The 24,416-nt window shown below is 41.3% G+C and carries 20 protein-coding genes, 1 other RNA gene and 2 riboswitches; of the genes, 18 read left to right on the top strand and 3 right to left on the bottom strand.

The window, feature by feature from the left end:
- Positions 1-82: 82 nt before the first annotated feature.
- Entirely contained in the window at positions 83-1,264 is a 1,182-nt protein-coding gene (metK, locus tag QDI94_RS04980) for a methionine adenosyltransferase (RefSeq protein WP_278867670.1), read from the bottom strand.
- Between the two features lie 54 nt (positions 1,265-1,318).
- Positions 1,319-1,415: riboswitch (SAM riboswitch) on the bottom strand.
- 156 nt (positions 1,416-1,571) lie between these two features.
- Between metK and QDI94_RS04975 the strand changes: the two genes are divergently transcribed.
- The 3 genes from QDI94_RS04975 (at position 1,572) to QDI94_RS04965 (ending at position 2,729) form a co-directional block, all read left to right on the top strand.
- The gene (locus QDI94_RS04975) at positions 1,572-2,060 is read left to right on the top strand and encodes a GNAT family N-acetyltransferase (RefSeq protein ID WP_278867668.1); all 489 of its coding nucleotides are present in this window, start codon (positions 1,572-1,574) and stop codon (positions 2,058-2,060) included.
- A 32-nt stretch (positions 2,061-2,092) separates the two neighbouring features.
- Positions 2,093-2,425, top strand: coding sequence for a cupin domain-containing protein (locus QDI94_RS04970; RefSeq protein WP_278867667.1), 333 nt, complete (start codon positions 2,093-2,095; stop codon positions 2,423-2,425).
- 82 nt (positions 2,426-2,507) lie between these two features.
- On the top strand, positions 2,508-2,729 hold the full coding sequence (locus tag QDI94_RS04965; protein WP_278867665.1) for a hypothetical protein: 222 nt from the start codon (positions 2,508-2,510) through the stop codon (positions 2,727-2,729).
- A 51-nt stretch (positions 2,730-2,780) separates the two neighbouring features.
- On the opposite strand, the gene QDI94_RS04960 is transcribed toward QDI94_RS04965, so the two are convergent.
- A complete protein-coding gene (locus tag QDI94_RS04960) occupies positions 2,781-3,224 on the bottom strand; it encodes a KH domain-containing protein (protein ID WP_278867663.1) in 444 nt (147 codons plus the stop codon).
- A gap of 187 nt (positions 3,225-3,411) precedes the next feature.
- Between QDI94_RS04960 and QDI94_RS04955 the strand changes: the two genes are divergently transcribed.
- Positions 3,412-3,828 (top strand): GNAT family N-acetyltransferase, encoded by a 417-nt coding sequence (locus QDI94_RS04955; protein WP_278867661.1) that lies wholly within the window; start codon positions 3,412-3,414, stop codon positions 3,826-3,828.
- 49 nt (positions 3,829-3,877) lie between these two features.
- Here QDI94_RS04955 and QDI94_RS04950 read toward each other — a convergent pair whose 3' ends face one another.
- Entirely contained in the window at positions 3,878-4,072 is a 195-nt protein-coding gene (locus QDI94_RS04950; protein ID WP_278867660.1) for a hypothetical protein, read from the bottom strand.
- 256 nt (positions 4,073-4,328) lie between these two features.
- Between QDI94_RS04950 and QDI94_RS04945 the strand changes: the two genes are divergently transcribed.
- The 14 genes from QDI94_RS04945 to QDI94_RS04880 all read left to right on the top strand — a co-directional run bounded on the left by QDI94_RS04945 (position 4,329) and on the right by QDI94_RS04880 (position 24,391).
- Complete coding sequence (locus QDI94_RS04945) at positions 4,329-4,928, top strand: sugar O-acetyltransferase (protein WP_278867658.1); 600 nt, start codon at positions 4,329-4,331, stop codon at positions 4,926-4,928.
- 17 nt (positions 4,929-4,945) lie between these two features.
- The gene (gene hflX / locus QDI94_RS04940; RefSeq protein WP_278418439.1) at positions 4,946-6,196 is read left to right on the top strand and encodes a GTPase HflX; all 1,251 of its coding nucleotides are present in this window, start codon (positions 4,946-4,948) and stop codon (positions 6,194-6,196) included.
- A gap of 66 nt (positions 6,197-6,262) precedes the next feature.
- Positions 6,263-6,868 (top strand): phosphatase PAP2 family protein, encoded by a 606-nt coding sequence (locus QDI94_RS04935; protein ID WP_101028585.1) that lies wholly within the window; start codon positions 6,263-6,265, stop codon positions 6,866-6,868.
- 4 nt (positions 6,869-6,872) lie between these two features.
- Complete coding sequence (locus tag QDI94_RS04930; RefSeq protein ID WP_278867656.1) at positions 6,873-7,094, top strand: hypothetical protein; 222 nt, start codon at positions 6,873-6,875, stop codon at positions 7,092-7,094.
- 51 nt (positions 7,095-7,145) lie between these two features.
- Complete coding sequence (locus QDI94_RS04925) at positions 7,146-7,820, top strand: acyltransferase (protein WP_278867655.1); 675 nt, start codon at positions 7,146-7,148, stop codon at positions 7,818-7,820.
- 156 nt (positions 7,821-7,976) lie between these two features.
- A riboswitch (purine riboswitch) is annotated at positions 7,977-8,074 on the top strand.
- Positions 8,075-8,144: 70 nt separating this feature from the next.
- The gene (locus QDI94_RS04920; protein WP_117838418.1) at positions 8,145-9,527 is read left to right on the top strand and encodes an NAD(P)/FAD-dependent oxidoreductase; all 1,383 of its coding nucleotides are present in this window, start codon (positions 8,145-8,147) and stop codon (positions 9,525-9,527) included.
- Between the two features lie 440 nt (positions 9,528-9,967).
- Positions 9,968-10,066: signal recognition particle sRNA small type (gene ffs, locus QDI94_RS04915), an RNA gene on the top strand.
- Between the two features lie 68 nt (positions 10,067-10,134).
- Complete coding sequence (gene dnaX, locus QDI94_RS04910) at positions 10,135-11,868, top strand: DNA polymerase III subunit gamma/tau (protein ID WP_101028582.1); 1,734 nt, start codon at positions 10,135-10,137, stop codon at positions 11,866-11,868.
- A gap of 19 nt (positions 11,869-11,887) precedes the next feature.
- A complete protein-coding gene (locus tag QDI94_RS04905; RefSeq protein ID WP_101028581.1) occupies positions 11,888-12,238 on the top strand; it encodes a YbaB/EbfC family nucleoid-associated protein in 351 nt (116 codons plus the stop codon).
- Between the two features lie 2 nt (positions 12,239-12,240).
- Positions 12,241-12,843, top strand: coding sequence for a recombination mediator RecR (gene recR / locus QDI94_RS04900; protein WP_101028580.1), 603 nt, complete (start codon positions 12,241-12,243; stop codon positions 12,841-12,843).
- A 421-nt stretch (positions 12,844-13,264) separates the two neighbouring features.
- A complete protein-coding gene (locus QDI94_RS04895) occupies positions 13,265-20,512 on the top strand; it encodes a Calx-beta domain-containing protein (protein ID WP_278867652.1) in 7,248 nt (2,415 codons plus the stop codon).
- Positions 20,513-20,803: 291 nt separating this feature from the next.
- Positions 20,804-22,471: a histidine kinase N-terminal 7TM domain-containing protein gene (locus QDI94_RS04890; protein ID WP_278867650.1), complete on the top strand. Its 1,668-nt coding sequence runs from the start codon at positions 20,804-20,806 to the stop codon at positions 22,469-22,471.
- Complete coding sequence (locus QDI94_RS04885; protein WP_278867648.1) at positions 22,468-23,775, top strand: sensor histidine kinase; 1,308 nt, start codon at positions 22,468-22,470, stop codon at positions 23,773-23,775. The genes QDI94_RS04890 and QDI94_RS04885 overlap by 4 nt, the downstream gene beginning before the upstream one ends.
- Positions 23,753-24,391, top strand: coding sequence for a response regulator transcription factor (locus QDI94_RS04880; protein ID WP_101028576.1), 639 nt, complete (start codon positions 23,753-23,755; stop codon positions 24,389-24,391). Before QDI94_RS04885 ends, QDI94_RS04880 begins: the two co-directional genes overlap by 23 nt.
- Positions 24,392-24,416: the final 25 nt, after the last annotated feature.

Below are 24,416 nucleotides of genomic sequence, written 5' to 3'. Positions count from 1 at the left end.
TTTTAAAATAAAAAAATCGGGAACAAGAATTTGCGTTTGTACACAAACCTTATTCCCGATTTTATCGAACAATTTAATTCTATTAGCCGACAGCCTTTAAAAGTTCGTCAACCTTATTTGTCTTTTCCCATTCAACACCGAGTTCTTCTCTGCCCATATGACCGTAAGCGGCAAGTGGGAGATACTTTGTTTCCGTGAGCTTGAGCTGTCTGATGATAGACTGCGGACGGCAGTCAAATACCTTTTCAACAGCGTTTGCCAGTTCTTCGTTTGAATATTTTGATGTGCCGAATGTGTCAACCATAATTGAAACAGGCTTTGCAACACCGATTGCATATGCAAGCTGAATTTCGCATTTCTTAGCAAGCTTAGCGGCAACAATGTTTTTTGCAATATATCTTGAGTAGTAAGCGGCACTGCGGTCAACCTTTGTCGGATCTTTACCGCTGAATGCACCGCCGCCGTGACGAGAAAATCCGCCGTAGGTATCAACAATAATCTTTCTGCCTGTAAGACCTGAGTCGCCGACCGGGCCGCCGATTACAAATCTGCCTGTCGGGTTTACGAAAATCTTTGTGTTCTCGTTCATAAGCTCATCAGGGATAATCGGTTTGATAACATACTCGATAAGGTCTTTTCTAATCTGCTCAAGTGTAACATCTTCATCATGCTGTGTTGAAATTACAACCGTGTCAATGCCGACAATCTTGTCATCGTCATATTCAACAGTAACCTGAGTCTTGCCGTCGGGACGGAGATATGAAAGAGTGCCGTCTTTTCTTACCTTTGTAAGCTGTTTTGCAAGCTTGTGGGCAAGGGAAATAGGCATCGGCATAAGTTCGGGTGTTTCATCACACGCATAACCGAACATCATGCCCTGATCACCTGCACCGATCTGATTGTCGGTATCGCTTTCGCCGTCTTTAATCTCAAGGCTTTCGTTTACGCCCATTGCAATGTCGGGTGATTGTGCGTCAATTGATGTGAGAACCGCACAGGTGTTGCCGTCAAAACCGCACTTCGGATCGTTGTAACCTATGTTGTTTACAACCTTTCTTGCAACATCTGCGATGTCAACATAGCAATCGGTTGAAATTTCACCCATAACATGAATCATGCCTGTTGTAGCCGTAACCTCGCAAGCAACATGAGCGTTTTTATCCTGAGAGAGGATTTCGTCAAGAACTGCGTCGGAAATCTGGTCGCACACTTTGTCGGGATGACCTTCCGTTACAGATTCGGATGTAAATAAATGTTTAGCCATTTAGAAAACTCCTTCCAAAAAAATAAGCACCGTTCTTCCGAAAGGTGCCGTGTTTACTCATCTTTCGGTAAATACCGCAGGATTTGGCACCTTGCATATGCAGGTTGCCGGACTTCACAGGGCCTGTCCCCTCAGTCACTCTTGATAAGATCATTCTTATTCAATTCTACAAATAAATTATACAGTATCTTTCGACAAATTTCAAGATTTATTTGCAATTTTAAAAAGGTAAAAATAGTAAATATTTCAGCCGTTTGGATTGAAAATTTTAACTTATAGTGCTAAAATTAACCCGAGGTGACTGTAAATGAGTATTACCGTGAGAGAATACGGGAAAAATGATATTAATGGTATGATTTCCGTATGGAATGAAGTTGTAAGGGACGGAGTTGCCTTTCCGCAGACTGAAGAACTTGATTTTGAACGCGGAAAAAAGTTTTTTGCAGAACAAAGCTGTTGCGCAGTTGCAGTCGATGAAAACTGTGAAGTTCTCGGAATGTATATTCTTCATCCAAATAATGTCGGCAGATGCGGTCATATTTGTAATGCAAGCTATGCGGTTTCCTCATCGTCAAGGGGAAAAGGTGTCGGCAGAAAGCTTGTGTCGGATTGCCTTGAGCGTGCTAAAAAATACGGCTTCAAAATTTTGCAGTTCAATGCTGTTGTGAGAACCAACAAACCTGCAAGAAATCTTTATGAAAGCCTCGGCTTTGTAGGCTTGGGAATTATTCCAAAAGGCTTTTTGATGAAGGACGGTCACTATGAGGATATCTGTCCTTATTATAAAGAACTTTAAAATTTCAATTTAATCAGGAGGACAAGAGAGATATGATTATTGATTTTAAACATATGGAAGAACAGATTTTGCCGAATTTTAAAGGCGGAGAAAAGTCGTATGCCGTAAAGAAATTCACGGATGACAGAAATATGATTATGCACGGTCGCCTTGAAAGCGGTGCGTCAATCGGACTTCACACTCACGAGGGCAACTGCGAAATGTTCTACATCATCGAGGGAACAGGCAAGGTGCTTATGGACGGCGAGTATGAAAGGGTTGAGGCAGGCGTGTGCCACTATTGCCCGATAGGTCATACACACAGCCTTATCAATGACAGCGACTCTGACCTTGTGTTCTTTGCAGTTGTTGCAGAGCAGAAGTAATTTTATTTTAGATTTTTAATTTCCGATTATTCTCTGTTGTATCTCAAATCCCTGGGCAAAAACTAAAACAGGGGTGATTACGGTGAACAGAAATGCTGAAAAACTCGGTGAAAAATGGGACTTGCCGCTCGGCTTTACAATGGCTCTCGGTGAAAATCTCGACGCTATGCTTGCCTTGGCAAGTATGCCGAAAAAGCACCGTGACAGGTGCATTGACAGGGCGAGAAACGCAAATTCCCGTTGTGAAATGCAGAGAATCGTATCGGATATAGCGCAAAAATCTTTTAATGATTTTATAGGTTGACAAAAAAGCAACGGAGCGGAAACTTCGTTGCTTTTAAACTGTTATTTGGTATTATTCATTTGTACTTCTATAAAATTCATTTTCACCGATAAGTTCGCTTGCATTTCTCCAACGAACTTTTTTTGAACATATAACTGTACCTTTATAATTGTTTATATTATCATCTTTTACATCACTGCTGTCACACCAATAAATAAGACCGTCTTTTATGAAAAATGATGCGTCCAATATTTCACAGGTGAAATCCGGATTTACAGGGTACATTCTTATATACTCAAGTCCCGAAAACTCAAGTTCAAGTGCGGAAATATCATCAAATTGTCGCTGAATAAGAACAGTTAGTGTTCGTTTTGTATTTGTGGGAAGCATTGACAGGTTTTTATCAACATATGCCCCGCTTGAATATTTCATTTCTTTTATGCAACTGTCGTGAAATCCGATAATTTCTTTCATGAAATTGTCAATTTCTTGTTGTGTACGAAGTTCGTTCCACATAGATATCAACCTACAATCAATAGAAGTATATCAATATTATACGGCATTTTAATTTTCAATTATATTAGCAAACTGTACAATTATTTTCTGATTGTTTTGTTGATAAAGATAATTGAGTCGTGTTGTTTATTGACTTTCAGTGCGGAGAAATTTATAATGGTAATATTGATTTTTCGGAGGTGCTCTTATGACGATAAAATGTTTTGACAAATTGCCCGATGAGGCTGTCAAAATCAGAACGCTTGTTTTTGTTGAAGAACAGGGGTTCAAGGATGAATTTGACAGCATTGACGAGATTGCAACGCACATTGTTATGTTTGACGGTGACAATCCCGTTGCTGTGGGAAGATTCTTCCCGTCAGAAAACGAGGGCGAATATATTGTCGGACGGGTTGCCGTAAAAAAAGAGTACCGTGGCAAAAATCTCGGAGCTGAAATTTTGAAAGTCTGCGAGGTCGAAATCAAAAAAATCGGCGGTACTGCCGTTATGGTTTCGGCTCAGGTTCAGGCTGAAAATTTTTATAAAAAGCAGGGCTATGTGTCGGTGGGTGAAACCTATTTTGATGAGCATTGCCCACACATTAAGATGATTAAAAATCTTTAACAAACTGACAAAACAAGGCGGATGAAGTGTTGCTTCACCCGCTTTTTGCTTATCTGTACTTTTCAACAAAATCGGCGATAAACTTTTTGAAAACGCTTGCCTGTGAAATTCCGATATTTCTGCATATCTCTCTGAATTCTTCAACAAGGTCTTTTGGCGCAGAAAATGAAATCTGGCTGTAAACCTTTTCGTTATATCTGCGTTTTACTTCGGTTGATGTGAAAGTTTTCTTCTTTTCTTCCATAAAAATTCCTCCTCAAAAACAAAACTGCATTTCATAATTTCATTGTTTTCCTGCAAATTACATTGATATTTTCAATGTAACTATATTATACAAAAGCCTGCTGTCCCATTATCCTCCCTATGATTCTGAAAATATAGATTTTGTTGACAGCTGAAAAGTAAAATTGTTCCGAATTTACTTGTATTGAAGGTGAAATTATAATATAATAAGCATTGTTATGTAAATTTTGTTATGTGATTTATTAACGGAGAAAACTATGACTGAAAAAGAAAAAATGCTTAATTCACAGATGTATAACGCAATGGGTGAGAAACAGCTTCGTAACGAACGCTGTTCGGTTAAAAATCTTTGCAGAGAGTACAACAATCTTCCGTTTGAAGATGAAGAGGCTCAAAAAATTCTGATAAAGAAAATTGTCGGCAGTACAAAGGAAAATTTCTACATTACCGCTCCGTTCTGGTGCGACTACGGCTACAATATCGAACTCGGTGAGAATTTCTATTCAAACCACAATATGGTGATTCTCGACTGTGCAAAGGTGAAATTCGGTGACAATGTTTTTGTTGCACCAAACTGCGGATTTTACACGGCAGGTCATCCTGTTGATTATCCGAGAAGAAACGCAGGCTTTGAATATGCCTATCCGATTACCGTCGGCGACAATGTGTGGATTGGCGGAGGAGTTCAGGTCATGCCGGGAGTCACAATCGGAAGTAATGTTGTAATCGGCGGCGGAAGTGTTGTTGTAAAGGATATTCCGTCCGACTGCGTAGCCGTGGGAAATCCGTGCAAGCCTATCCGAAAAATCACGGACGAGGATATGAAAACCTGTTTTGACAAAAGTATGAATAAATAACTTCAAGTGAGGATTTTATGGAGCTTAAAAGTAACGAAGAAAAAATTACCCGTGCATTGCTCGTCAGTGTAGACACGGGCGAATATGACGCACAGGCGTCACTTGACGAACTTTTTGAACTTGTAAAAAGTGCGGGAGCAGATCCCGTTTTATCGGTAACGCAGAATCTGCAAAAAATTGAAAAGGGTACTTTTGTCGGCACAGGCAAGCTTGCCGAGATTGCCGAAATCTGCGAATCACAGGAGATAGATTTGCTTGTGTTCGACAGCGAGCTTTCTCCGACACAGATTAAAAATATCGAGGCTGAAACAGATGTCAGAGTAATTGACCGAACAACGCTTATTCTCGATATTTTTGCCCAGAGAGCAAGGTCAAAAGAGGGCAAGCTTCAGGTTGAGCTTGCTCAGCTTAAATATATGCTCCCAAGACTTACGGGCAAAGGTATCGCAATGTCAAGACTCGGCGGCGGTATCGGCACAAGAGGTCCGGGTGAAACAAAGCTTGAAACCGACAGACGACACATCCGCAGAAGAATTGAAAGCCTGAAAGAAGAACTTTCAGACCTTGAAAAGCACCGTCAAATGTTGCGTTCACGCAGAAAAAAGGACGGTGTAATAACCTGTGCGATTGTCGGCTACACAAACGCAGGCAAGTCAACTCTTATGAACTGCCTTACTGACGCAGGCGTGCTTGCACAGGACAAGCTTTTTGCAACGCTTGATCCTACCTCAAGAGCGTTGAAGCTTCCGAGCGGTGTAACCGTTATGATGATTGACACGGTAGGTCTTGTTCGCAGACTTCCGCACCACCTTGTTGAAGCGTTCCGCTCAACCCTTGAAGAGGCGGCACAGTCGGATATTATTCTAAATGTATGCGACGCATCAAGTGACGAGGCGAGAACACATATGCAGGTTACAACCGACTTGCTTGAATCCCTCGGCTGCGGTGATACACCGATTATAACCGTTCTCAACAAGTGCGATTTGCTTGACGAAACAACGCTTGCACAGGACTTTAAAGCCTGTGTTCGCATAAGCGCAAAGAACGGCACGGGCATAGACGAACTTCTTAATGCAATTGAGAACAATCTTCCTGTCAGAATGAAAAGAGTAAAAATTCTTCTGCCGTTTGCACAGGCAGGTCTTGCAAATGAAATCCGCAACAAAGGCACTCTCATTTATGAAGAATATGTTGCCGAAGGACTTTCGGTTGAGGCTGTTGTTGACGAAGCACTTTATGCTAAACTTGCAAAATATGAATGTGAATAACTTAAAATTTATTTAATTTGACATTCTGTTTTTTGGTTGTTATAATTATTGTGAAAGGAAAATGATATGTCATTCTTTGATATGATTCAATCATTTGACACCTCGGTTCTTGAATTTATTCAGAACACATTTAAATGCTCTTTCCTTGATCCGATTATGGCTTTTTTCAGCTATATGGGTGAAATGGGACTTTTCTGGATTGCAGTCGGCATTGTGTTTATAATTTTCAAAAAAACTCGCTCAATGGGAGTTATGATGCTTGTTGCAATGGCAATCGGCTTTCTTATCGGCGAAATCGGAATAAAAAATCTTATAAACCGACCACGGCCGTTTATGGTGAATATCGATTATTCAACAAGACCGTCTGAGTTGAATCCCGGCTCTGGGCTTAACATAGCCATTCCGTCAGGCAGCAGTTTTCCGTCGGGACACAGCTGTTCGTCGCTTGCGGCGGCTACCGTTATGCTTATCAAGGACAAACGGTTCGGAATACCGGCACTTGTGATTGCACTTTTGATTGTGTTCTCAAGACTTTATAACTATGTTCATTATCCGTCAGATGTTCTCTGCGGAATGTTACTCGGTGTGATTTGTGCCGTTGTCGTTGTGCTTGTGTTTAAAAAGACAGGTCTTGACAACAGGCTGTCACCGCAAAAGGTCAAAGAAGGCTGATTTTATGAAAAATTACAGATTTGTAGGCAAAACTTCAAAAGAAGAATTTCTCATCAAGGGAATAAATGTTTTCAACGAGCATTGGATTCATGAGGGCAGCTGTGCCACCGTGACAAATCCTCAGAACGGCAAAAGCTATGTATTTTCAAAGTACATAAGCGGAGGAGTTGAGTTCGTTGCAGGAAAGGACGCAAGCGGTTACTGGCTGTTCTTTGTTGAGGTATAAAACTGTAAAATTCTTTGAAAGAATAATATATATTGGGAGTAAATTTTAAAAATGGAAAACGAAAAATTACTGGCAAAAAATTTGTTTGATTACAGCAGGACTATTGCAAAGCCCTTGCTTGAAACCGTTGATTATCCGTGGGAGGCTCTTCCGAAAATAAGCGAATTTATCATTGAACTCGGAAAAACTCTTGATCCCGAAATCTACGAACAGAGGGGAGAAAATGTGTGGGTTGCAAAGAGTGCAAAGGTTTTTGACTCCGCATATCTCGGCGGACCGCTCATCATCTGTGAAGATGCCGAGGTCAGACAGTGCGCCTTTATCAGAGGCAACGCAATTGTCGGAAAAGGTGCAGTTGTAGGCAACTCAACAGAGCTTAAAAATTCAATTCTTTTTGACGGTGTTCAGACTCCGCATTATAACTACATCGGTGACAGTATTCTCGGCTACAAGTCACACACAGGCGCAGGTGTAATCACATCAAACCTTAAGAGTGACAAGAGCCTTGTAACCGTTCTTTGCGATGGCGAAAAGGTTGACACAAATGTTAAAAAGTTCGGTGCAATGCTCGGTGACCATGTAGAGGTAGGCTGCAACAGCGTTCTTAACCCCGGTTCGGTAATCGGCAGAAACACCAACATCTATCCGCTTTCGTTTGTAAGAGGTTATGTTCCCGAAAACAGCATCTACAAGCGTCTTGGCGAGGTTGCCGAAAAGTTTGAATAATATTTATGCATTTGTCGGCAAGAATAATTATTGTGTAGTTTTTATGCGATAAAGGAAAAATAACAGATTTTAAATTTTTGCGTTTTTTTGTTGACAATTGTGATGTTATTTGTTACAATAACCAAGGTTTTGATGACTTTTATCAGAACAATTTTCTGCCGTGTGCAGAAGTTGGATTGTATAAGCCCGTAATACGGACGGGTGTTTCTACAAACTGCCTTAAACAGTTTACTATAATCCCCGTTAAGGGGCGTAGTATTATGTTTTGGCGGTTTTTTTATTCCCCTTAAATGTTATCCACAACAAATAAAGGAGAAAATGATAATGAAAAAGTACGATGTTATTATTGTAGGAGCAGGTCCGGGCGGAATTTTTTCTGCATATGAGCTTGTAACAAACAACTCTGAAATAAAGGTTGCCGTATTTGAAAAAGGTCATCTTCTTGAAAAGAGAAAATGTCCGATTGACGGTGACAAAGTTAAAAAGTGCATTTCATGCAAAACCTGTTCCATTATGAGCGGTTTCGGCGGTGCGGGTGCGTTTTCGGACGGCAAGTACAACATAACAAACGATTTCGGAGGCACGCTCTACGAACATATCGGCAAGAAAAAAGCTATTGAGCTTATGGAATATGTTGACAAAATCAATATGAAGTTCGGCGGAGAGGGTACAAAGCTTTATTCCACAGCAGGCACAAGCTTTAAGAAGCTTTGCTTACAGAATAAGCTTAATCTTCTTGACGCATCAGTCCGTCATCTCGGTACGGATATCAACTACATTGTGCTTAAAAATCTTTATGATTACCTTGAAAACAAGGTTGATTTCTACTTTGATACACCTGTTGAAAATGTTGAACTCAAGAACGGCAATGATAAGGAAGGATACCTTGTTGACACAGCTGATGAAAATTATGAGTGCAAAAAGTGCATTGTTTCGGTCGGCAGAAGCGGCAGCAAGTGGATGGAACATGTTTGTCATAACCTTAATATTCCCACAAAGTCGAACCGTGTTGACATCGGTGTTCGTGTGGAGCTCCCTGCCGCAATCTTTTCACACCTCACAGACGAACTCTACGAAAGCAAGATTGTTTACCGCACAGAACAGTTCGAGGACAATGTGCGTACATTCTGCATGAATCCGAAGGGTTGCGTTGTAAACGAAAACACAAACGGCATTATCACAGTAAACGGTCACAGCTATGAGGACAAGGCAAAGCAGACAGAGAACACAAACTTTGCACTCCTCGTCAGTAAGCATTTTTCAGAGCCTTTCAAGGACAGCAACGGTTATGGCGAAAGCATTGCCCGTCTTAGCAATATGCTGGGCGGCGGTGTAATTGTTCAGCGTTTCGGTGATTTGATTCGAGGTCGCCGAAGCAATCCGAGCAGAATCAAAGAAGGACTTGTTGTTCCGACTCTTGATGCAACACCGGGCGATTTGAGTCTTGTGCTTCCAAAGAGAATTCTTGACGGTATCATCGAAATGATTTATGCTCTTGACAAAATTGCCCCCGGCACAGCCAACGATGACACACTTCTCTACGGCGTTGAGGTCAAGTTCTATAATATGGAAGTTGATGTTGACGAGCATCTCGAGTCGCCCCACAAGGGACTTTATATCATCGGTGACGGCAGCGGTGTTACACATTCACTTTCTCATGCCAGCGCCGGCGGTGTATTCGTTGCAAGGGAAATCTTAGCAAATTAAAAATTGACGGCGAGCTGCCGTTCCCAATTCGTGAAGATAAATTGCATAATAAACAGCATATTATGCCCGAGTGCAAAATTGCAAGTGTTTATGCAGTCTATGCTGTAGGGGCGTTCATTGGACGCCCGCATTGATGTAACATTTTGTTTATTCACATAACTTATGATTTAATCAAAAATGTGTATTCATTTGCAACGGTGAACAAGGTTTGCCGTTGCAAAACAGACGATATCTTTCTGTGACTGCAAACAATAAAAATAACCATAACCTATTGATTTTATCAATCGGTTATGGTATAATAAACCCATTGTGAAGCAGACTGGATATTCAGCTTGTCTTGCAATGGTGTTCTTTTGTACAATATATTTCTTTTTACGAACAAAGAAATGAATAATTCAGTTCAGAATTGCAAGAAGTCAAAAAGCGTGCAATTAAGTGAGCGACAGGCCCTGTGCGATTGGGGTCTGTGAATCATGTCAGGCGGGGAACCGAGCAGCATTAAGCAGTATTGCCGATGCGATGCAGTAAGTCTGTCGTTCACTCATTTGTACGATTGCCGTTGTTTCGGCTGACGGCTTGCATTTTTTGTTGATTGAGGGGTGAATTTTTGTATCAGGTACTTTACAGAAAATGGCGACCTAAAACCTTTTCCGATGTTTCGGGACAGGAGCATATAACCACAACTCTTTTAAATGAGCTTAGCACCAACCGTCTTAACCATGCGTATCTTTTTACGGGTTCAAGGGGTACCGGCAAAACTACCTGCGCAAAAATTCTTGCAAAGGCGGTCAATTGTCTTCATCCCGTAAACGGAAATCCCTGCGGTGAATGTGAAATATGCAAGGGCATCGACAGCGGCGGTATTCTTGATGTTACCGAAATGGATGCCGCCTCCAACAGAAAAATTGACGATATTCGCCAGATTATTGACGAGGTTCAGTTTAAGCCGTCAAAGTGCAAATACAGGGTTTACATTATCGACGAGGTTCATATGCTTACAACCGAGGCTTTTAATGCCTTGCTCAAAACGCTTGAAGAACCTCCAGAGCACGCAATTTTTATTTTGGCAACTACCGAGGTTCACAAGCTTCCGCAGACAATTCTGTCACGATGCCAGCGTTTTGATTTTCACAGAATCCCACCCCGTGCAATAGCAGACAGACTGCTCTATGTTGCAAGTCAGGAGGGAGTGACGCTGAGCGATGGTGCAGCGTTGCTTGCCGCATCTGTTGCCGACGGTGCGTTGCGGGATGCTCTTTCTCTTCTTGACAGATGTATTGCAATCAGCTCAGACATTGATGAAGATGTTGTTCGCAGTGCCGCAGGACTTGCAAGAAAGACCTATCTTTTTGAGCTTGCTAACTGCGTTATCAATAAGAATACCGCAAAGGCTCTTGAAATTGTCAACAGGCTTTACGGTGAGTCCAAGGATATGGCAAGGCTCTGCGATGAACTGCTTTCGCATTTCAGAACGCTTATGCTGATAAAGTCGGTGAAAAATCCGAGAGATATCATTATTATGGCTGACGATGAGTTTGAGCAGGCTCAAGTCCAGTCGGATTATCTGTCACTTGCCGACATTGTTTATTATATGGATGTGCTTTCAAGGGCATATCAGAATATGGGTAGGGGAACAGGCGACAGAACAGAGCTTGAAATGGCGGTTGTAAAGCTGTCGTCGGCAGAGCTTGACGGAACGGTTGAGGCTTTGACCGCAAGGGTAACCGCCCTTGAAAAGGCAGTTAAAAAGGGAATAAGGGTAAACTGTGTTCCCGAACAGGTACAAGCTGTGTCACAGCCTGTTCAGAGTGAACCTCCAAAACCGGAGGTTCAAAAATCCGAACCCGAAAAAGTGCAGGAAGTAAAGCCTGTTGTTGAAACGGAAAAGGATGAGCCTGTTGCTCCGACAACGAAAATTCAGGGTCAGCCTGCACAGGAACAGCCTGTTTTGACAGCTTCCGCACCTAAAAAAGCAGTTCAAAGGCAGAGCGTTGACCTTGACGCAATCTATAACAACGCACAGCCCTTCCCCGATTGGGCGGAGGTAGTCAATAATATGAAACCTGTTTCAAGGGCAATTGCGGCGGCATTTGCAAATTCTTCTGCTTACACAAGCGGAAAATATATGCTGATTGACACAGATAACGAAATGGCTTTTGAACTTCTCAAAAATAACGAAAGACGGCAGGAAATCCGTCAGCTTATTTTTGAAACAACAGGTCAGCACTATAACCTCGGTCCGTACAAAAGACCGAGTGCAAAACAGGAAGACAAAACCGATCCCGTTGACAGGCTTGTTGAAAGCTTGCAGGGAAGCGATGTAATAATAACACAAAAATAACCGAAAGGAAGATAAAATTATGAAAGCAAGATTACCAAAGGGTTACGGCAGCGGCGGAGCAAACAACATTCAGCAGCTTGCCCGTCAGGCTCAGAAGCTTCAGGACGATATGGAGGCAGCATCAAAGGAGCTTGAGGCAAAAGAGTATGAGGCAGCAGCAGGCGGCGGTGCGGTAAAGGTTACCGTGACAGGCAAAATGGAACTTACAAAGGTTGAAATTTCACCCGAGGTTGTTGACCCTGAAGATGTAGAAATGCTCGCAGACCTTGTTATGGCAGCCGCAAATGAAGCAATCAGAGCAGCCGCCAAGGAAAAAGAGAGCAAAATGGAAACAATCTCGGGCGGACTTAACATTCCGGGAATGTTCTGATTATGTCGGGATATAATGTTGCTCCGCTTGAAAATTTGGTGGAGCAGTTTGAAAGAATGCCGGGGATCGGCAACAAAACCGCTCAAAGGCTTGCGTATTATGTTCTCAATCTGTCAAAGACTGAAGCAGAACAGCTTGCAGGTGCGGTGATGGATGCCCACACAAAGATTCACTATTGCAGTAAATGCTGTAATCTTACAGACAAAGACCTTTGTCCCGTGTGTGCAAATCCCGCAAGGAATCATTCCGTTATCTGCGTTGTTGAAACTCCGAGAGATGCTACGGCAATTGAAAACACCCACGAATTTAAGGGCGTTTATCATGTTCTCCACGGTTCAATTTCGCCGCTTAACGGTATCGGCCCCGACAATCTTACTATAAAAGAACTGCTTTCAAGGCTTAACGAGGAATCGGTTGAAGAGGTCATTATGGCAACCAATCCGACTGTTGAGGGTGACGCAACGGCTTTGTATATTTCAAAGCTCTTAAAGCCACTTGGTGTAAAGGTGACGAGGCTTGCCTACGGTATCCCCGTTGGCGGCGATCTTGAATATGCCGATGAATACACCCTTGCAAAGGCTCTTGAGGGCAGGAATGAAATTTAATTTCACTCACTTTCCAAAGTAGGGTTTACAGCAGTGAAAAGGCGGAAGCTACTGCGAAAATTAACCGCCGTTTATGATGTTGATTTACCTATTGTTAATTCTTTTTTAAAAATTCCGAGAAAATCGGAATATATTCCTGCATAAATCTTAACCGCTCCGTAAAAGGGGCGGTTTTTTAGAGGTCAAGTCTGACGCTCCCAAAAAGCCGAGAGCAAGAACGGTTAAAACAGAAGAAGCAGATTAAGCACTTTACGAATATGTAAGGTGCTTTTTGTTGTTTGTGAAGATTATTATAAAATAACTTTTATTTCAAAAACTGTACAATAATTACAGCAATGCAATTGACATATTGTGTATAATGTGGTAAAATTTAAGCAAAATAATATTAACAGGTTTCAATAAATCAGGAGGTGCAATTGTAATGAGCGTAGTAAAAAATGCTAAAAAAGCAGGCAAAAGGAGTCTGGCTTTGATTCTTAGCCTGTCGGTTTTGTTATGCGGTATATCATCGTTATCGGTTACGGCAAAAGAAAACGACAAGGATTTTACACGGCTGTATGATTATGATGAGCTTGCAAAGCGTTATCTTTCGGAAAACAAAGAGGCGCAGTCCGAATATCCAAACGGTGCATTTATGTTTCCTCTTTCATCGTCACAGCTTAAACAGGACGAATTTTATGCTGTTGATGTGTTCAGAGAGGGCGGAACAAAGGGCGAGGCTTCAATTACGGTAAAATCAGTCGATTTGACAGCCTGTTACGGTGTTGATTATGAGATTTTTCTTGATAATAAATCCTCTTCAACGCCCGTTGACGGTGAAGCAAATCCCTATTACGACATGGAGGAATACAGCTTTATTGCAACGCACACTCAAAGCGAGAGGATTTATCCGTCAAACAATGATGAAAATACTCAGCAGGTGCGTAAAAATGCGAGCAAGCATAACGACTATCTTCTTAATGAAGTAATGCCGACTTCGAGTGAGTTTACTCTTAATTTTGCAGACGGTGAAAAATCTAAGACCGTATATATTCAGACTCATCAAAAGGACGAAGTTACGGCAAATCTTGAATTTACACTGAATCTTTGCAATCCAAAGGGCGGCAGTATAGGCGCTCAGACAAGCTGTGCCTTTACAATACTTGAAGACAGGGAAATCCCCCCTACATATCTTGAGCTTGTCGATACAAGCGTAAACCCAAACAGCGATGAAGCGTATGTTACCGTAAAAAGAACCGGTAATATGGGTACTACGGGTACATTTTCAATAAGAACCGAATCCGCTACCGCAAAAGCAGGTCAGGCATACAATGCTGTTCAAATGCCGCTTGAATTTACTCCCGGAATGTCTGAAATTAAAATTCCGGTTACAATGCTTGACGGTGCAAAAAACGGCACATATTTTAATGTGTGTCTTGACGACATAACCGTTGCCGACAGTAAAAGTCAGACAAAAAAAGTGAACATTACCGATATGACAACCGCAGAGGAAAGACATCTAACCACTCTAACGGCTTCGGAAGAATATGTTTCATCTTCAATGGTTGACACAAACACAGGCACAAGAGGAGTTCAGATAATTGACGCCTCACAGTTTGATGTTGCTACCGCTACGGACAGAGGTACAGGCAGTCAGAATCACGCATATAAAGCGGACGGTGCTGATATGAAGCTTGAATACGATAACAACTGGAGCAGTAAGAATAACTGCGTTTCAGCCCGTTCAAGAGAAAAAATTAACTTTACCGGTGTTGATTCAATCACAATTGCAATTGATAACTTCGGCGGTTCAACAGCGTCTGACGACCAACTTTTTTATGTTGCCGATACCGATAAATTTCAGTCGAATACCTCTAACTATGATTGGGTGCATGAACTCGGCGGTATAGGCGGTTGCTGGAATATGACAAATATCGGCGATTCGTTTATTCAAAGAACAGCTAATCTTGATCAGAATCAGGTTAAGGGAGATCATTATCTCTATCTCGCTCTTCACAAGGGTGCAGTAGTGGGTTATGCCGGTTACAAGGTTTATAATCGCGGTGCTGAAAATCTTAACCACAATCTTCGATTGAATATGACAAAATATAACCTGAGCATTATTGAGCCTGACACTACGGCAATTTATGTTGACGGCAAGCTTTCAAATGTACAGGTCGCAAAAAATGTTCTTCTGGTTGACCCTGCGTCTATGCATGACAGCGACAGAAACACAGGTGCATCCTTTGATATTTACAGAGATGAAACATCGGCTGTTTCTGCGGCTATTGACACTCAGTTTAACGGCTTGGTAAAGCTTGAGGGTGTGTATTTCTGTGAAAGCGGAAAAACATCAAATCATTCTGAGCTTTATAAGCTTGACAGCGATTCGTTTACTCTTACCTCTGAAATTCTTGAAAAATATGCTTCATATATAAAGGATAAGAAGATAGTAATTCAGCCTGTGTATACGGTGTCAAATTCTTCTTTGCGCGTTGAAAGCTTTGACAACACAAAAACAACAGGACAGAAATTTGTTGTCGATAATGAAAACTGCAAGGGTGAATTCTATTATTCAAACGAGCATATTGGTACGCTGAGCTGGACTAAGCCGAGAGAGAATACAAATAACTACCTTGTTGCGGATACCCTTAAATTCAATTTTGAATATGCCGATGGAATTTCGTCACATCTTTGGAATATGAAGCTTGACACAAGGGCGGCGTCAACGGATAATTTGCTGTCAACTGCCGATATTATAACCAAAAATACAGGAACTCTTTCAGTTGATGTACAGCTTTCGGATTTGTATTTTTCGGTGACTCCGAATTTCAGCCTTGCTGACACAACAACTGTATTAAAGGTTACAAATCCCGACAACGGTGATTTTATCGGCAAAAACGGAAAGTATGCAGTCAAAAACTCCGACGGCTCGGTTACACTTAAAGGCTACTCGGCACAGGACGGTGTAACCGATACTGTATTTAATAATATGTCGGTAAATGAAATCATAACTTTTTATGCTCAGCCTGACAAGGGCTACCGTGCAAGGTGGAGCTATACCGACAGTGCGTCGCATCAGACAAAAAACTATTACGGAAACAGCTTCTTCTTTGCAATACAAAACCCTTACGATGTCAATGATAACCATATTACATTGACCTTTGAAAAAACAGGCAATGATTATCAAACCTTTAACTTCTACGGACAAACAATGCTGCAGGAGGGTACGGTTATAAATCCGCCGACAAGCCAAACCGATACATACAACCTTGTAAGCGGAGCACAGATTACGATGGACAGCTATTCGGCTGTGTCGGATGAGAACGGTGAATTTTGTCTTGAATCAAATCCTAACGGTGAAAACTCCGAAATAGTAAAAATTTCGGCATCAAAGGACGAAATCCACAGAGCGTTGGTATTCTTCAACCACCGTTACTATATTTGCGATATCAATATGGCTGACTATCTTTCATCAGGTAATGAAACAAGTATAACAGCACAGCTAAAATTGCAGTATAAAACAAACGGTGTTGTTCCCACAAGGATTAACGCAGTTTCTTCGGACGGAACGGTTTACGGCGATACAATTACACTCATAACCGCAAATGCCGTTCAGTTTGACCTGTCGCTGAACACAAAGGGACAGAGTGCCGACAAACCTGTCAATCTTGTTCGCTGGAGCATTGAAAATGAGGACGGAATAAAATCCAAATATGATGTTGAGCTTGAAAAAGGTCAGACAGTTTCGCATTGGGCAAGTACACTTTCGGAAATGGTAAAGCAGGGCGACAGGCTTTATGTTGAAATGTTATGGAAAGGTTACGACAGTAATGCAAACGAAATCTATTCAAGCTACGGAAAGTTTGATACAGGATACAACTTTGTTGCAACCTCGGTAATAGATACAATAACCTATGCGCCTGATGTGGGTGCGCCGAGTACAATGGCTCAGCCTATCCCTGTTTTGGGCAATGTAAGTCCTACTGTTTCATTAAAAGGTTTTACCCCGATTATCAATTCAGGTACGGCAGGAAAAGACAAGGACGGTCACGAAATCAATACACTTACAATCGGAGTAAGCTTCGGCAAGCTGAAAGATGCCGCTTCAAAAGACAGCACATGGGCGTCGGCAGGTCCTCTTGATAAGGCGAAAAAGCTCGGAAACATATTGGACGGTTACGATACAGCCAACAATTCATCCGCAGGTCTTCCAAAAAACGCCATAGGTCAAGCACTTACCGACTCGCTGAATATGAAAACGGCGGTAAAGCTCTCGTTCAGCATTACATTGTGTTATCAGGGCAACTATTATGTTGACGATAACGGCGAATGGAATTTTGTCGGAAACCTGTTTATTGCAGGTGCAGGCGGTTCAATAAGAGTGAGTATGCCGTTTGTGCTGTGCTACATTCCGTGTTTTGCATATTTTACGGCTTCAATCAATGTGAACATTTATATGGGCATTTTTGCAAACAATGACGGTGAAACAGGTTCATCGGTTGCTCTTACTATCGATCAGCTCGATGATGCAAACGCTTCAACCTTCCAGGGTGTATATGAACTGAAAATCGGACTCGGAGCGGGTGTCGGCGTTGGCTTTGACGGCTTGCTCTCTGCATCGGGCGGTGTTGACTTTAAGTTTGATATCCAATTCAATGATTATCTCAGAGGAGTAGGAACTGTCGGAATGTCAGGCAGTATAACGCTTGAACTTTTGTTCCTTAAAGCGTCTTGGAGCGACAACTTCTTTACAACCGAAATGTTCAACACTCTCGACGATTCAAATGATGTTATGAATTTGAGCAGGCTTCAGTCTAAGATTGAAACTGATTTGCTTAAAAATACAACGATAAAGGATATGGTTGTTTCAACAGCAGAAACCTCCAAAAAATTGACTGTTCCGAAAAATGCGACCGAAGAAAAGGTTGTGCAGTCAACCGACACACTCGTAAATCCAGAAATTATTTCAATCGGCAATGATAGATATCTTATCGTAAGTACATCAACAGATATTGCAACATCTAAGGATAATGTTCTTCATTTCTATATCTATGATGAAAAATCTGACAGCATTGTTGATTCAGGCTCACTTTTAAAGCGTGCGGTTGAAGACGCTTACGGCAAAGAAACCTCTGAAAAAATTTCACAGCTTACAGAGGATTACGAAAAAATAGACCACGACGCAGTTATGACGGACTGTGGAGATGATATCCTTATCGCTTGGAACAAGTGTATGATAGCGTCACGCAGCAATAACCGTGATTTGCTGAATTCAGTCGGCATTGCAACTATTTTCTATAATAAGGAAAGCGGCAAATTCCACGATTATAGGGTGATATCGGATAAAAGCAAAAAGCAGCTGTATATGATGCCGAAGGTTGTGTACAACAGCAAGAGCAATTCTGTACAGATGTTCTACCAGTCAATGAACATGGAAAAGGTTACCCTTGATACCACTATTGAGGAGCTGCAGTCAATGCCAACCGCTTTGCTCACATCCACCTACAGTGCGGAAACGGGAAAATGGTCGGCAGGAGAGGCGTTATCAATCAACGGAAAGTATCTCAAATATTTTGACGCCGTTTCATACGGTGACGAAACCTTGCTTTCATATGTTGCCTCCGACACATACGGCTTTACGCTTGATTCTATTGATAAATTTGAGGTTGAAAGCGATTTTGACTCATCGCAGTTTGAAACAAACAATTCTCTTTATATCCAAAGCTTTAAGATGGACAACGGAAAAATGACATCATCGAATCCAATGCGTCTTACAAAGGACGGATATGTTACGGCTAATCCAAGGTTCATTAACATAAACACTCAGGGTGTTGAGAATACTCTGTTGTTCTACAAGTGTAACGGAGCATATGCTTATCAGAATATTACCAACATTTTTACAAACGGACTTTACAGTGACGCAGACGGATATTCACAGATAAGCGACTCGTATGTTGAGCCTAACTTCATTTCCGAAAAAGACGATTATACCACAAACGATGACTTCTCGGTTTTCACAAACGGCAGCGGTGATATCTACGCATTGTGGACAACAACCGAGAGCAATCAACAACAAATATGGGCAAGGCAGTTTGTTTTCAACCGTTTTGATAAGGTTACGGAAGTAGGTAAACTCGATTCCAACGGAGTCCTTATGTATGACGAAAATTCAAATCCGATTACCGAAAAACTTGACAACCCGATATATCTGCTTAACGGTTACTGGGGAGGCAAGACCTATCTTACAGAAAACGGTATTTACGGAAGCAAAAACTCAGGTCTGTATAAAGGCAATTTCTCAGCGGTAGTTCTTGAAAACGGCGACCTGCTTACTGCATTTAATGCCTTTGACAGAAAGATTACGGATGAGGGTTGTACATATGTAAACAATATGTTTGTTGTTTCCGAATATAATACGGATTCCGAATATCATATGCCTGAGGCGATAGATGCAATTGAGTTCGGCAACGATTATCCAACGGGCGGTGAAACAGTCAATGTTACCTGTCACGCTGAAAATCTTGGCATCAAATCGGGCAGAAATGTAACCGTAACACTGTATGTAAACGGAAAAGCTTATGACAGTACAAAGGAAAGCGTATGGCTTTCGGCAGAGGCAAAAGTTTTTGATTTCTATTACACTCTTCCCGATGATAAGAAAGCAGACGAGGTTTCAATGTATTTCACAGTAACTGAAAACGGAGAAGAAAAGCTCGTTTCCGATTCATTCAGTTTCAAGCAGGGTGCAGACCTTGACATTACATCATTGACATTGTCCGAAATCAACCTGATTACCGATGATAACGACAACGCTAAGTTCTTCGTTCGTGCAACGGTTCAAAATAAGGGCAATGAAGATTATTCGGGCGGAGATTATGTAAGGCTTGTTGATTATGATGTTGAAGAAATGTGTAAAGCAATGGAGGACGGCTATAAGGCGAAAAATCCGATTTACACCTCCTTTGGCAGAGAAAAGATAAACAGCGTCAAAATCGGAAATACTGCCGAGGTCTGCTTTATATCCGACGATATCCCTTCACGGGTGTTTGAAAAGACAGGAACCGATACGGCATATCTTGAATGCTTGATTTCCGATAAGAACGAAAAGAATTGGAAAACACGCAATTCAGAGGAAGATATAAATGTAATCTCTGAATTTTATCCCGGACTTACATCAAAGCCTGTTCCGGAAAAAGTTCAGTCCCTGAGCATAGACGATGTTGCCGTAAAGGTTGATGAGTCCCAAAAACTTGACAAGACTGTTCAGCCTGTTGCTTCACAGATAAACAGTAAGATTAAATACACTTCATCTGATGAAAGCATAGCAACGGTTGACAATTTTGGTGTTGTTACAGGTCATAAGGAGGGTAAAGCTGTCATTACTGCAGCGACAAACGGTATTACCGATACCGCAAATGTAATCGTTGACAATTCAGCTGTCACACCGACAAAACCGACCGCACCGAACCCCTCGGATTCGGCTGTATCTGAAACAAAACCCATTGATTCTTCAGATTCGGCTGCATCTGAAACAACCCCGCTTGACTCCTCAGGCAACGGCACTCAAATCAACAACAACGCAGACACAGTTCAAACAGGCGGAATAATATTGACAGCAATTTTGTTCGCTCTGATAATTTCTGCCGCAGCTGTAATCTATATGAAAAAACGAAGAAACAAAATTTAAACCTGAGCAGATTTGTTTTATGAACAGCAGTAAAAACGAATAAACGATAATCCCCTTATGGCAATATCATAATAATTGTCATAAGGGGTCTTTGTGTTTCATCTGAAAGTATGACTCTGTCTGTCGGTGCCGATATTGATACAGAGTCGGAATTTATCAACCCTAATTTTGTTTTTTAAGAAGATATTCAATTGTATAATCAATATCTTTGTGTTATTATGTAATAAAGTGATACAATCTTAATTTGGCGGTTCACATAAAATCTATTTAAAATTAACCGGTTGGTGGCATATGGTTCGCAAAGTAGACAAAACAAAACTTCTGACTGTTATCGGGATAATTATATTCCTGTTTGGCGGTGCGGTGAGAATTTTTTCTCATCTTACTTCCTCAGCAGATAATTATATGGAAAATTTTGATGTTATTATTTTTTCGGGGCTTATTATAGGCTGGGGTGTGTCTGTTTCATATCGCATTGTTCAGAAGAATATAAGAATCTGCCTTGTGATATCCGCAACGCTTATGCTCTTGTGGATGGCTCTTCGTGCTATAAAATACAACAGCCCTGCCGACATCAACACATACGGACGGTACCTTTGGTATTCATATTACATAGCAATGGTGTTTTTGCCGCTTATGATGTTTTTTGCAACGCTGAATATCGGTAAGCCTGAAAATACAAATAACCGAAAATATCTTTTGATTATACCTGCCGCCGTTCTTGTGCTGCTTGTTATGACAAACGATTTTCATCAGCTTGCTTTTGTATTTGAACCCGATTTTCACAATTGGAACAAACAATACAGTTACGGTCCTGTTTACTATGTAATTGTAGTGTGGATTTTTATGCTTGTGCTTTCGTCAATTGTGCTTTCAATCAATCAATGCAGAATTTCCGCAACACGCAAAAAGCTGTGGATTCCGATTGTAATAATTCTTGTCGCAATAATTTATACCGTTTGGAACAATCTGAATCACGGATATTCGGGACTCAGAATTTACAATGTTCCCGAGGTGTTCTGTTTTGCCTCAATTGCTTTATGGGAAAGCCTTATTCAGATAGGTCTTGTGCCGTCAAATACGGGTTACGGCAATTTTTTCAATGCGTCAAATCTTAACGCTCTCATATTTGACAATGAGGGCAATATGAAATACCGCTCAAAAAATGCGGCAAATGTTTCAAAAAATGTTGTTCTGAAAAACGGTAACAGCGTTGTGATTGATGAAAATATAATTCTTAAAAAGCATAATATAAAAGGCGGTAAGGCAGTTTGGACGGAAGACATATCGGCAATTAACCGAATTAACAGAGAGCTTTCGGAGATTAAGGAACAGATTTCAGAATACAATGTAATCTTGAAATCAGAGGCAGAGCTGAAAAAACGCAGAGCGGCAGTAACCGAACAGAACAAGCTCTATGACAACATAACCGAATTTATCCGCCCGCAGCTTTGCGACCTTGAAAATATACTCAAAAACATTGAAAATAACAGCGGAGATATTTCGGTCAATTATGCCCGTGCCTGTGTTGTGAATGTTTACATCAAGAGAATAAGCAATCTGTTCATTATGGCAAAAAGCAGAAAAATGCTGAATGCTTTTGAGCTTGAAAACAGTATCCGAGAACTTGCCGAGTACATTTCTGTTTACGGAATTTCCTGTTCGTTTTTCAGCAATGTATCGGGAGAAATATCCGCTGAAAAGTCAATTGCAATCTTCAAATTTATCGGAGAATTTATAAGACTCAAAATGAATTGCACAGATGCGTTGCTGTTTAATTTAAAGGCTGATAATAAATTTATTGATTTAAAAATCAATTGTGACAGCAAAAATGAAATGAAAATTCCCGATGATTTACTTGACGATATTACAAAACTCGGCGGAAATGTCACCACGGAATATGACGGCGACACGCTGTTTGTGTTTGTTCGTATGCAGAGCGGAGGTGACGGCATATGACTCCCGTGTTTGAAATGCGTTCATTCATTTGCGTTGCACTGATGAGCGTACAGTTTGTTGTTACCTGCATGGCAATCCACAACGCAACAGTGTCTTTTCTGTATAAAATCAAATTGTGGAGGTCGGTTTCGGCTGTTGCTATTGCGGTGATTTCATCGGCAATGTTTTTGGTAAGCACTCAGATTCTGAGTAAAATTTACTATGACAATTCAATTAACATAATGGCTGAATTTTTCGGCAGAATGCCGTTTGCTCTGTCTGTCGGTATAACAGCATACTGCACGGCAATGTCTGTGTACATAACGGCAAGGCTTCACCGCTGCAGGAACAACAATATTTCCGCAATGTCAATCAAGGAGAGCTTTGACGGTCTGCCTGCCGGACTTTGCTATTTTGATAAAAACGGACTTGTTGTGCTGAAAAATAACCTTATGGAGAGTATATGCCTTGAGCTTACGGGTAAATCGCTTAACATTGCAGCGCCTTTCAGAGAAAAGATAAAAGAGGTTTCTCAATATGAAAATGACGGAACATTTACAGTCAGATTAAATGACGGCAGAGTTTTCAGCTTTTCGTTGTCGGAAACGGAAATTTTTTCAAAGTCATATTTTCAGCTTGTCGCAACCGACATAACAGAGTTTACGAAGCTGACTTCAATTTTGGAATATGAGATAGGCGAGCTGAAAAAGGTTAATGTTCATCTGAAAAAATACAATGAAATGGTCTGTGACCTGACAAGAGAAGAAGAAATTCTCCGCACAAAGGAGATAATTCATGACAGGCTCGGAAGCACTCTCATAGCAACAAGAAAGTATCTCGAAAACAATAATCTGCCTGAAAATAATAAAGAATTGCTTGAAATGTGGAGAAACAATATTGCTGTTTTAAACACCGCAGAGAACGACCGCAAAGACGAAAACTTTGCTAAGGATATTGAAAATTCCGCAAGGCTGGTGGGCATAACGCTTGAAATAGCCGGCAATCTTCCGACAGACAATAATGCGGTTGCACGGGTGCTGACCTTTGCAGCATTGCAATGTCTTAACAATGCCGCAAGACACGCCAAGGCGGATAAAATGCTTCTTGAAAGTCTTGACGACGGTGAAAATTATATCTTTAAATTCAAGAATAACGGCAGAAAACCTCCCCGAAAAATTAACGAGGGCGGCGGACTTTCTTCCGTAAGAAAAAAAGCGGAGCAAATCGGCGGAAGCATGAAAATATCGACTTCCGAAATTTTTGTTCTTGAAATCACAATTCCAAAAAGTGAGGTGCTTCAATATGACAAGAGTACTGATAGTTGAAGATCAGTCAATGCCGAGAACTTTATTTGAAATGTATGTAAATCAAAGTGAAAGCTATACGCTGGCAGGCTCAATCAGCAATGCCGATATGGCGGATTATCATTGCGAAAATTCAGATGTTGATTTGATTTTAATGGATATTTGTACGGCCATGGGTGCAAGCGGTCTTGAGGCGGCTGAAAGAATTAAAAAGAAGTTCCCGAAAATCAAGATAATCATAGTTACCTCAATGCCTGAATATTCCTACCTGAAGCGGGCAAGACTGGCAGGGGTTGACAGCTTTTGGTACAAAGAGGTAAGTCCCGAACCTATCATTGAGCTTATGGACAGAACAATGAACGGTGAGCGTGTGTTTCCCGACACAACTCCCGAAATCAGATTCGGCAATGCAATGAGTACGGATTTTACGGAAAGAGAGCTTGAGGTTTTGCGTGAACTGACAAGCGGCGATACAAACACGGAAATTGCAAAAAGGCTTTACATTGCTCCCGGTACTGTCAAAAACTATATACAGTATATGCTTGAAAAAACAGGCTTTAAGTCGAGAACAGAGCTTGCCGTAAAGGCAAGAGAGGCGGGAATTGTAATCCTTGATAACAAAAATGACGACAAATAAATACTTTTTTCTGAATATGTGCCGT

The organism is Ruminococcus bromii (assembly GCF_928721825.1).
Classification (GTDB): domain Bacteria; phylum Bacillota; class Clostridia; order Oscillospirales; family Acutalibacteraceae; genus Ruminococcoides; species Ruminococcoides bromii.
The sequence above is the reverse complement of the archived record's forward strand: the minus strand, read 5'-3'. Positions and strand labels throughout refer to the sequence as shown.

What these genes read in the sequence shown, in the direction of transcription:
- metK (WP_278867670.1), bottom strand. Translation starts at nt 1,264, where the DNA reads ATGGCTAAACATTTATTTACATCCGAATCTGTAACGGAAGGTCATCCC.
- QDI94_RS04975 (WP_278867668.1), top strand. Translation starts at nt 1,572, where the DNA reads ATGAGTATTACCGTGAGAGAATACGGGAAAAATGATATTAATGGTATG.
- QDI94_RS04970 (WP_278867667.1), top strand. Translation starts at nt 2,093, where the DNA reads ATGATTATTGATTTTAAACATATGGAAGAACAGATTTTGCCGAATTTT.
- QDI94_RS04960 (WP_278867663.1), bottom strand. Translation starts at nt 3,224, where the DNA reads ATGTGGAACGAACTTCGTACACAACAAGAAATTGACAATTTCATGAAA.
- QDI94_RS04955 (WP_278867661.1), top strand. Translation starts at nt 3,412, where the DNA reads ATGACGATAAAATGTTTTGACAAATTGCCCGATGAGGCTGTCAAAATC.
- QDI94_RS04950 (WP_278867660.1), bottom strand. Translation starts at nt 4,072, where the DNA reads ATGGAAGAAAAGAAGAAAACTTTCACATCAACCGAAGTAAAACGCAGA.
- QDI94_RS04945 (WP_278867658.1), top strand. Translation starts at nt 4,329, where the DNA reads ATGACTGAAAAAGAAAAAATGCTTAATTCACAGATGTATAACGCAATG.
- hflX (WP_278418439.1), top strand. Translation starts at nt 4,946, where the DNA reads ATGGAGCTTAAAAGTAACGAAGAAAAAATTACCCGTGCATTGCTCGTC.
- QDI94_RS04935 (WP_101028585.1), top strand. Translation starts at nt 6,263, where the DNA reads ATGTCATTCTTTGATATGATTCAATCATTTGACACCTCGGTTCTTGAA.
- QDI94_RS04930 (WP_278867656.1), top strand. Translation starts at nt 6,873, where the DNA reads ATGAAAAATTACAGATTTGTAGGCAAAACTTCAAAAGAAGAATTTCTC.
- QDI94_RS04925 (WP_278867655.1), top strand. Translation starts at nt 7,146, where the DNA reads ATGGAAAACGAAAAATTACTGGCAAAAAATTTGTTTGATTACAGCAGG.
- QDI94_RS04920 (WP_117838418.1), top strand. Translation starts at nt 8,145, where the DNA reads ATGAAAAAGTACGATGTTATTATTGTAGGAGCAGGTCCGGGCGGAATT.
- QDI94_RS04905 (WP_101028581.1), top strand. Translation starts at nt 11,888, where the DNA reads ATGAAAGCAAGATTACCAAAGGGTTACGGCAGCGGCGGAGCAAACAAC.
- recR (WP_101028580.1), top strand. Translation starts at nt 12,241, where the DNA reads ATGTCGGGATATAATGTTGCTCCGCTTGAAAATTTGGTGGAGCAGTTT.
- QDI94_RS04895 (WP_278867652.1), top strand. Translation starts at nt 13,265, where the DNA reads ATGAGCGTAGTAAAAAATGCTAAAAAAGCAGGCAAAAGGAGTCTGGCT.
- QDI94_RS04890 (WP_278867650.1), top strand. Translation starts at nt 20,804, where the DNA reads ATGGTTCGCAAAGTAGACAAAACAAAACTTCTGACTGTTATCGGGATA.
- QDI94_RS04885 (WP_278867648.1), top strand. Translation starts at nt 22,468, where the DNA reads ATGACTCCCGTGTTTGAAATGCGTTCATTCATTTGCGTTGCACTGATG.
- QDI94_RS04880 (WP_101028576.1), top strand. Translation starts at nt 23,753, where the DNA reads ATGACAAGAGTACTGATAGTTGAAGATCAGTCAATGCCGAGAACTTTA.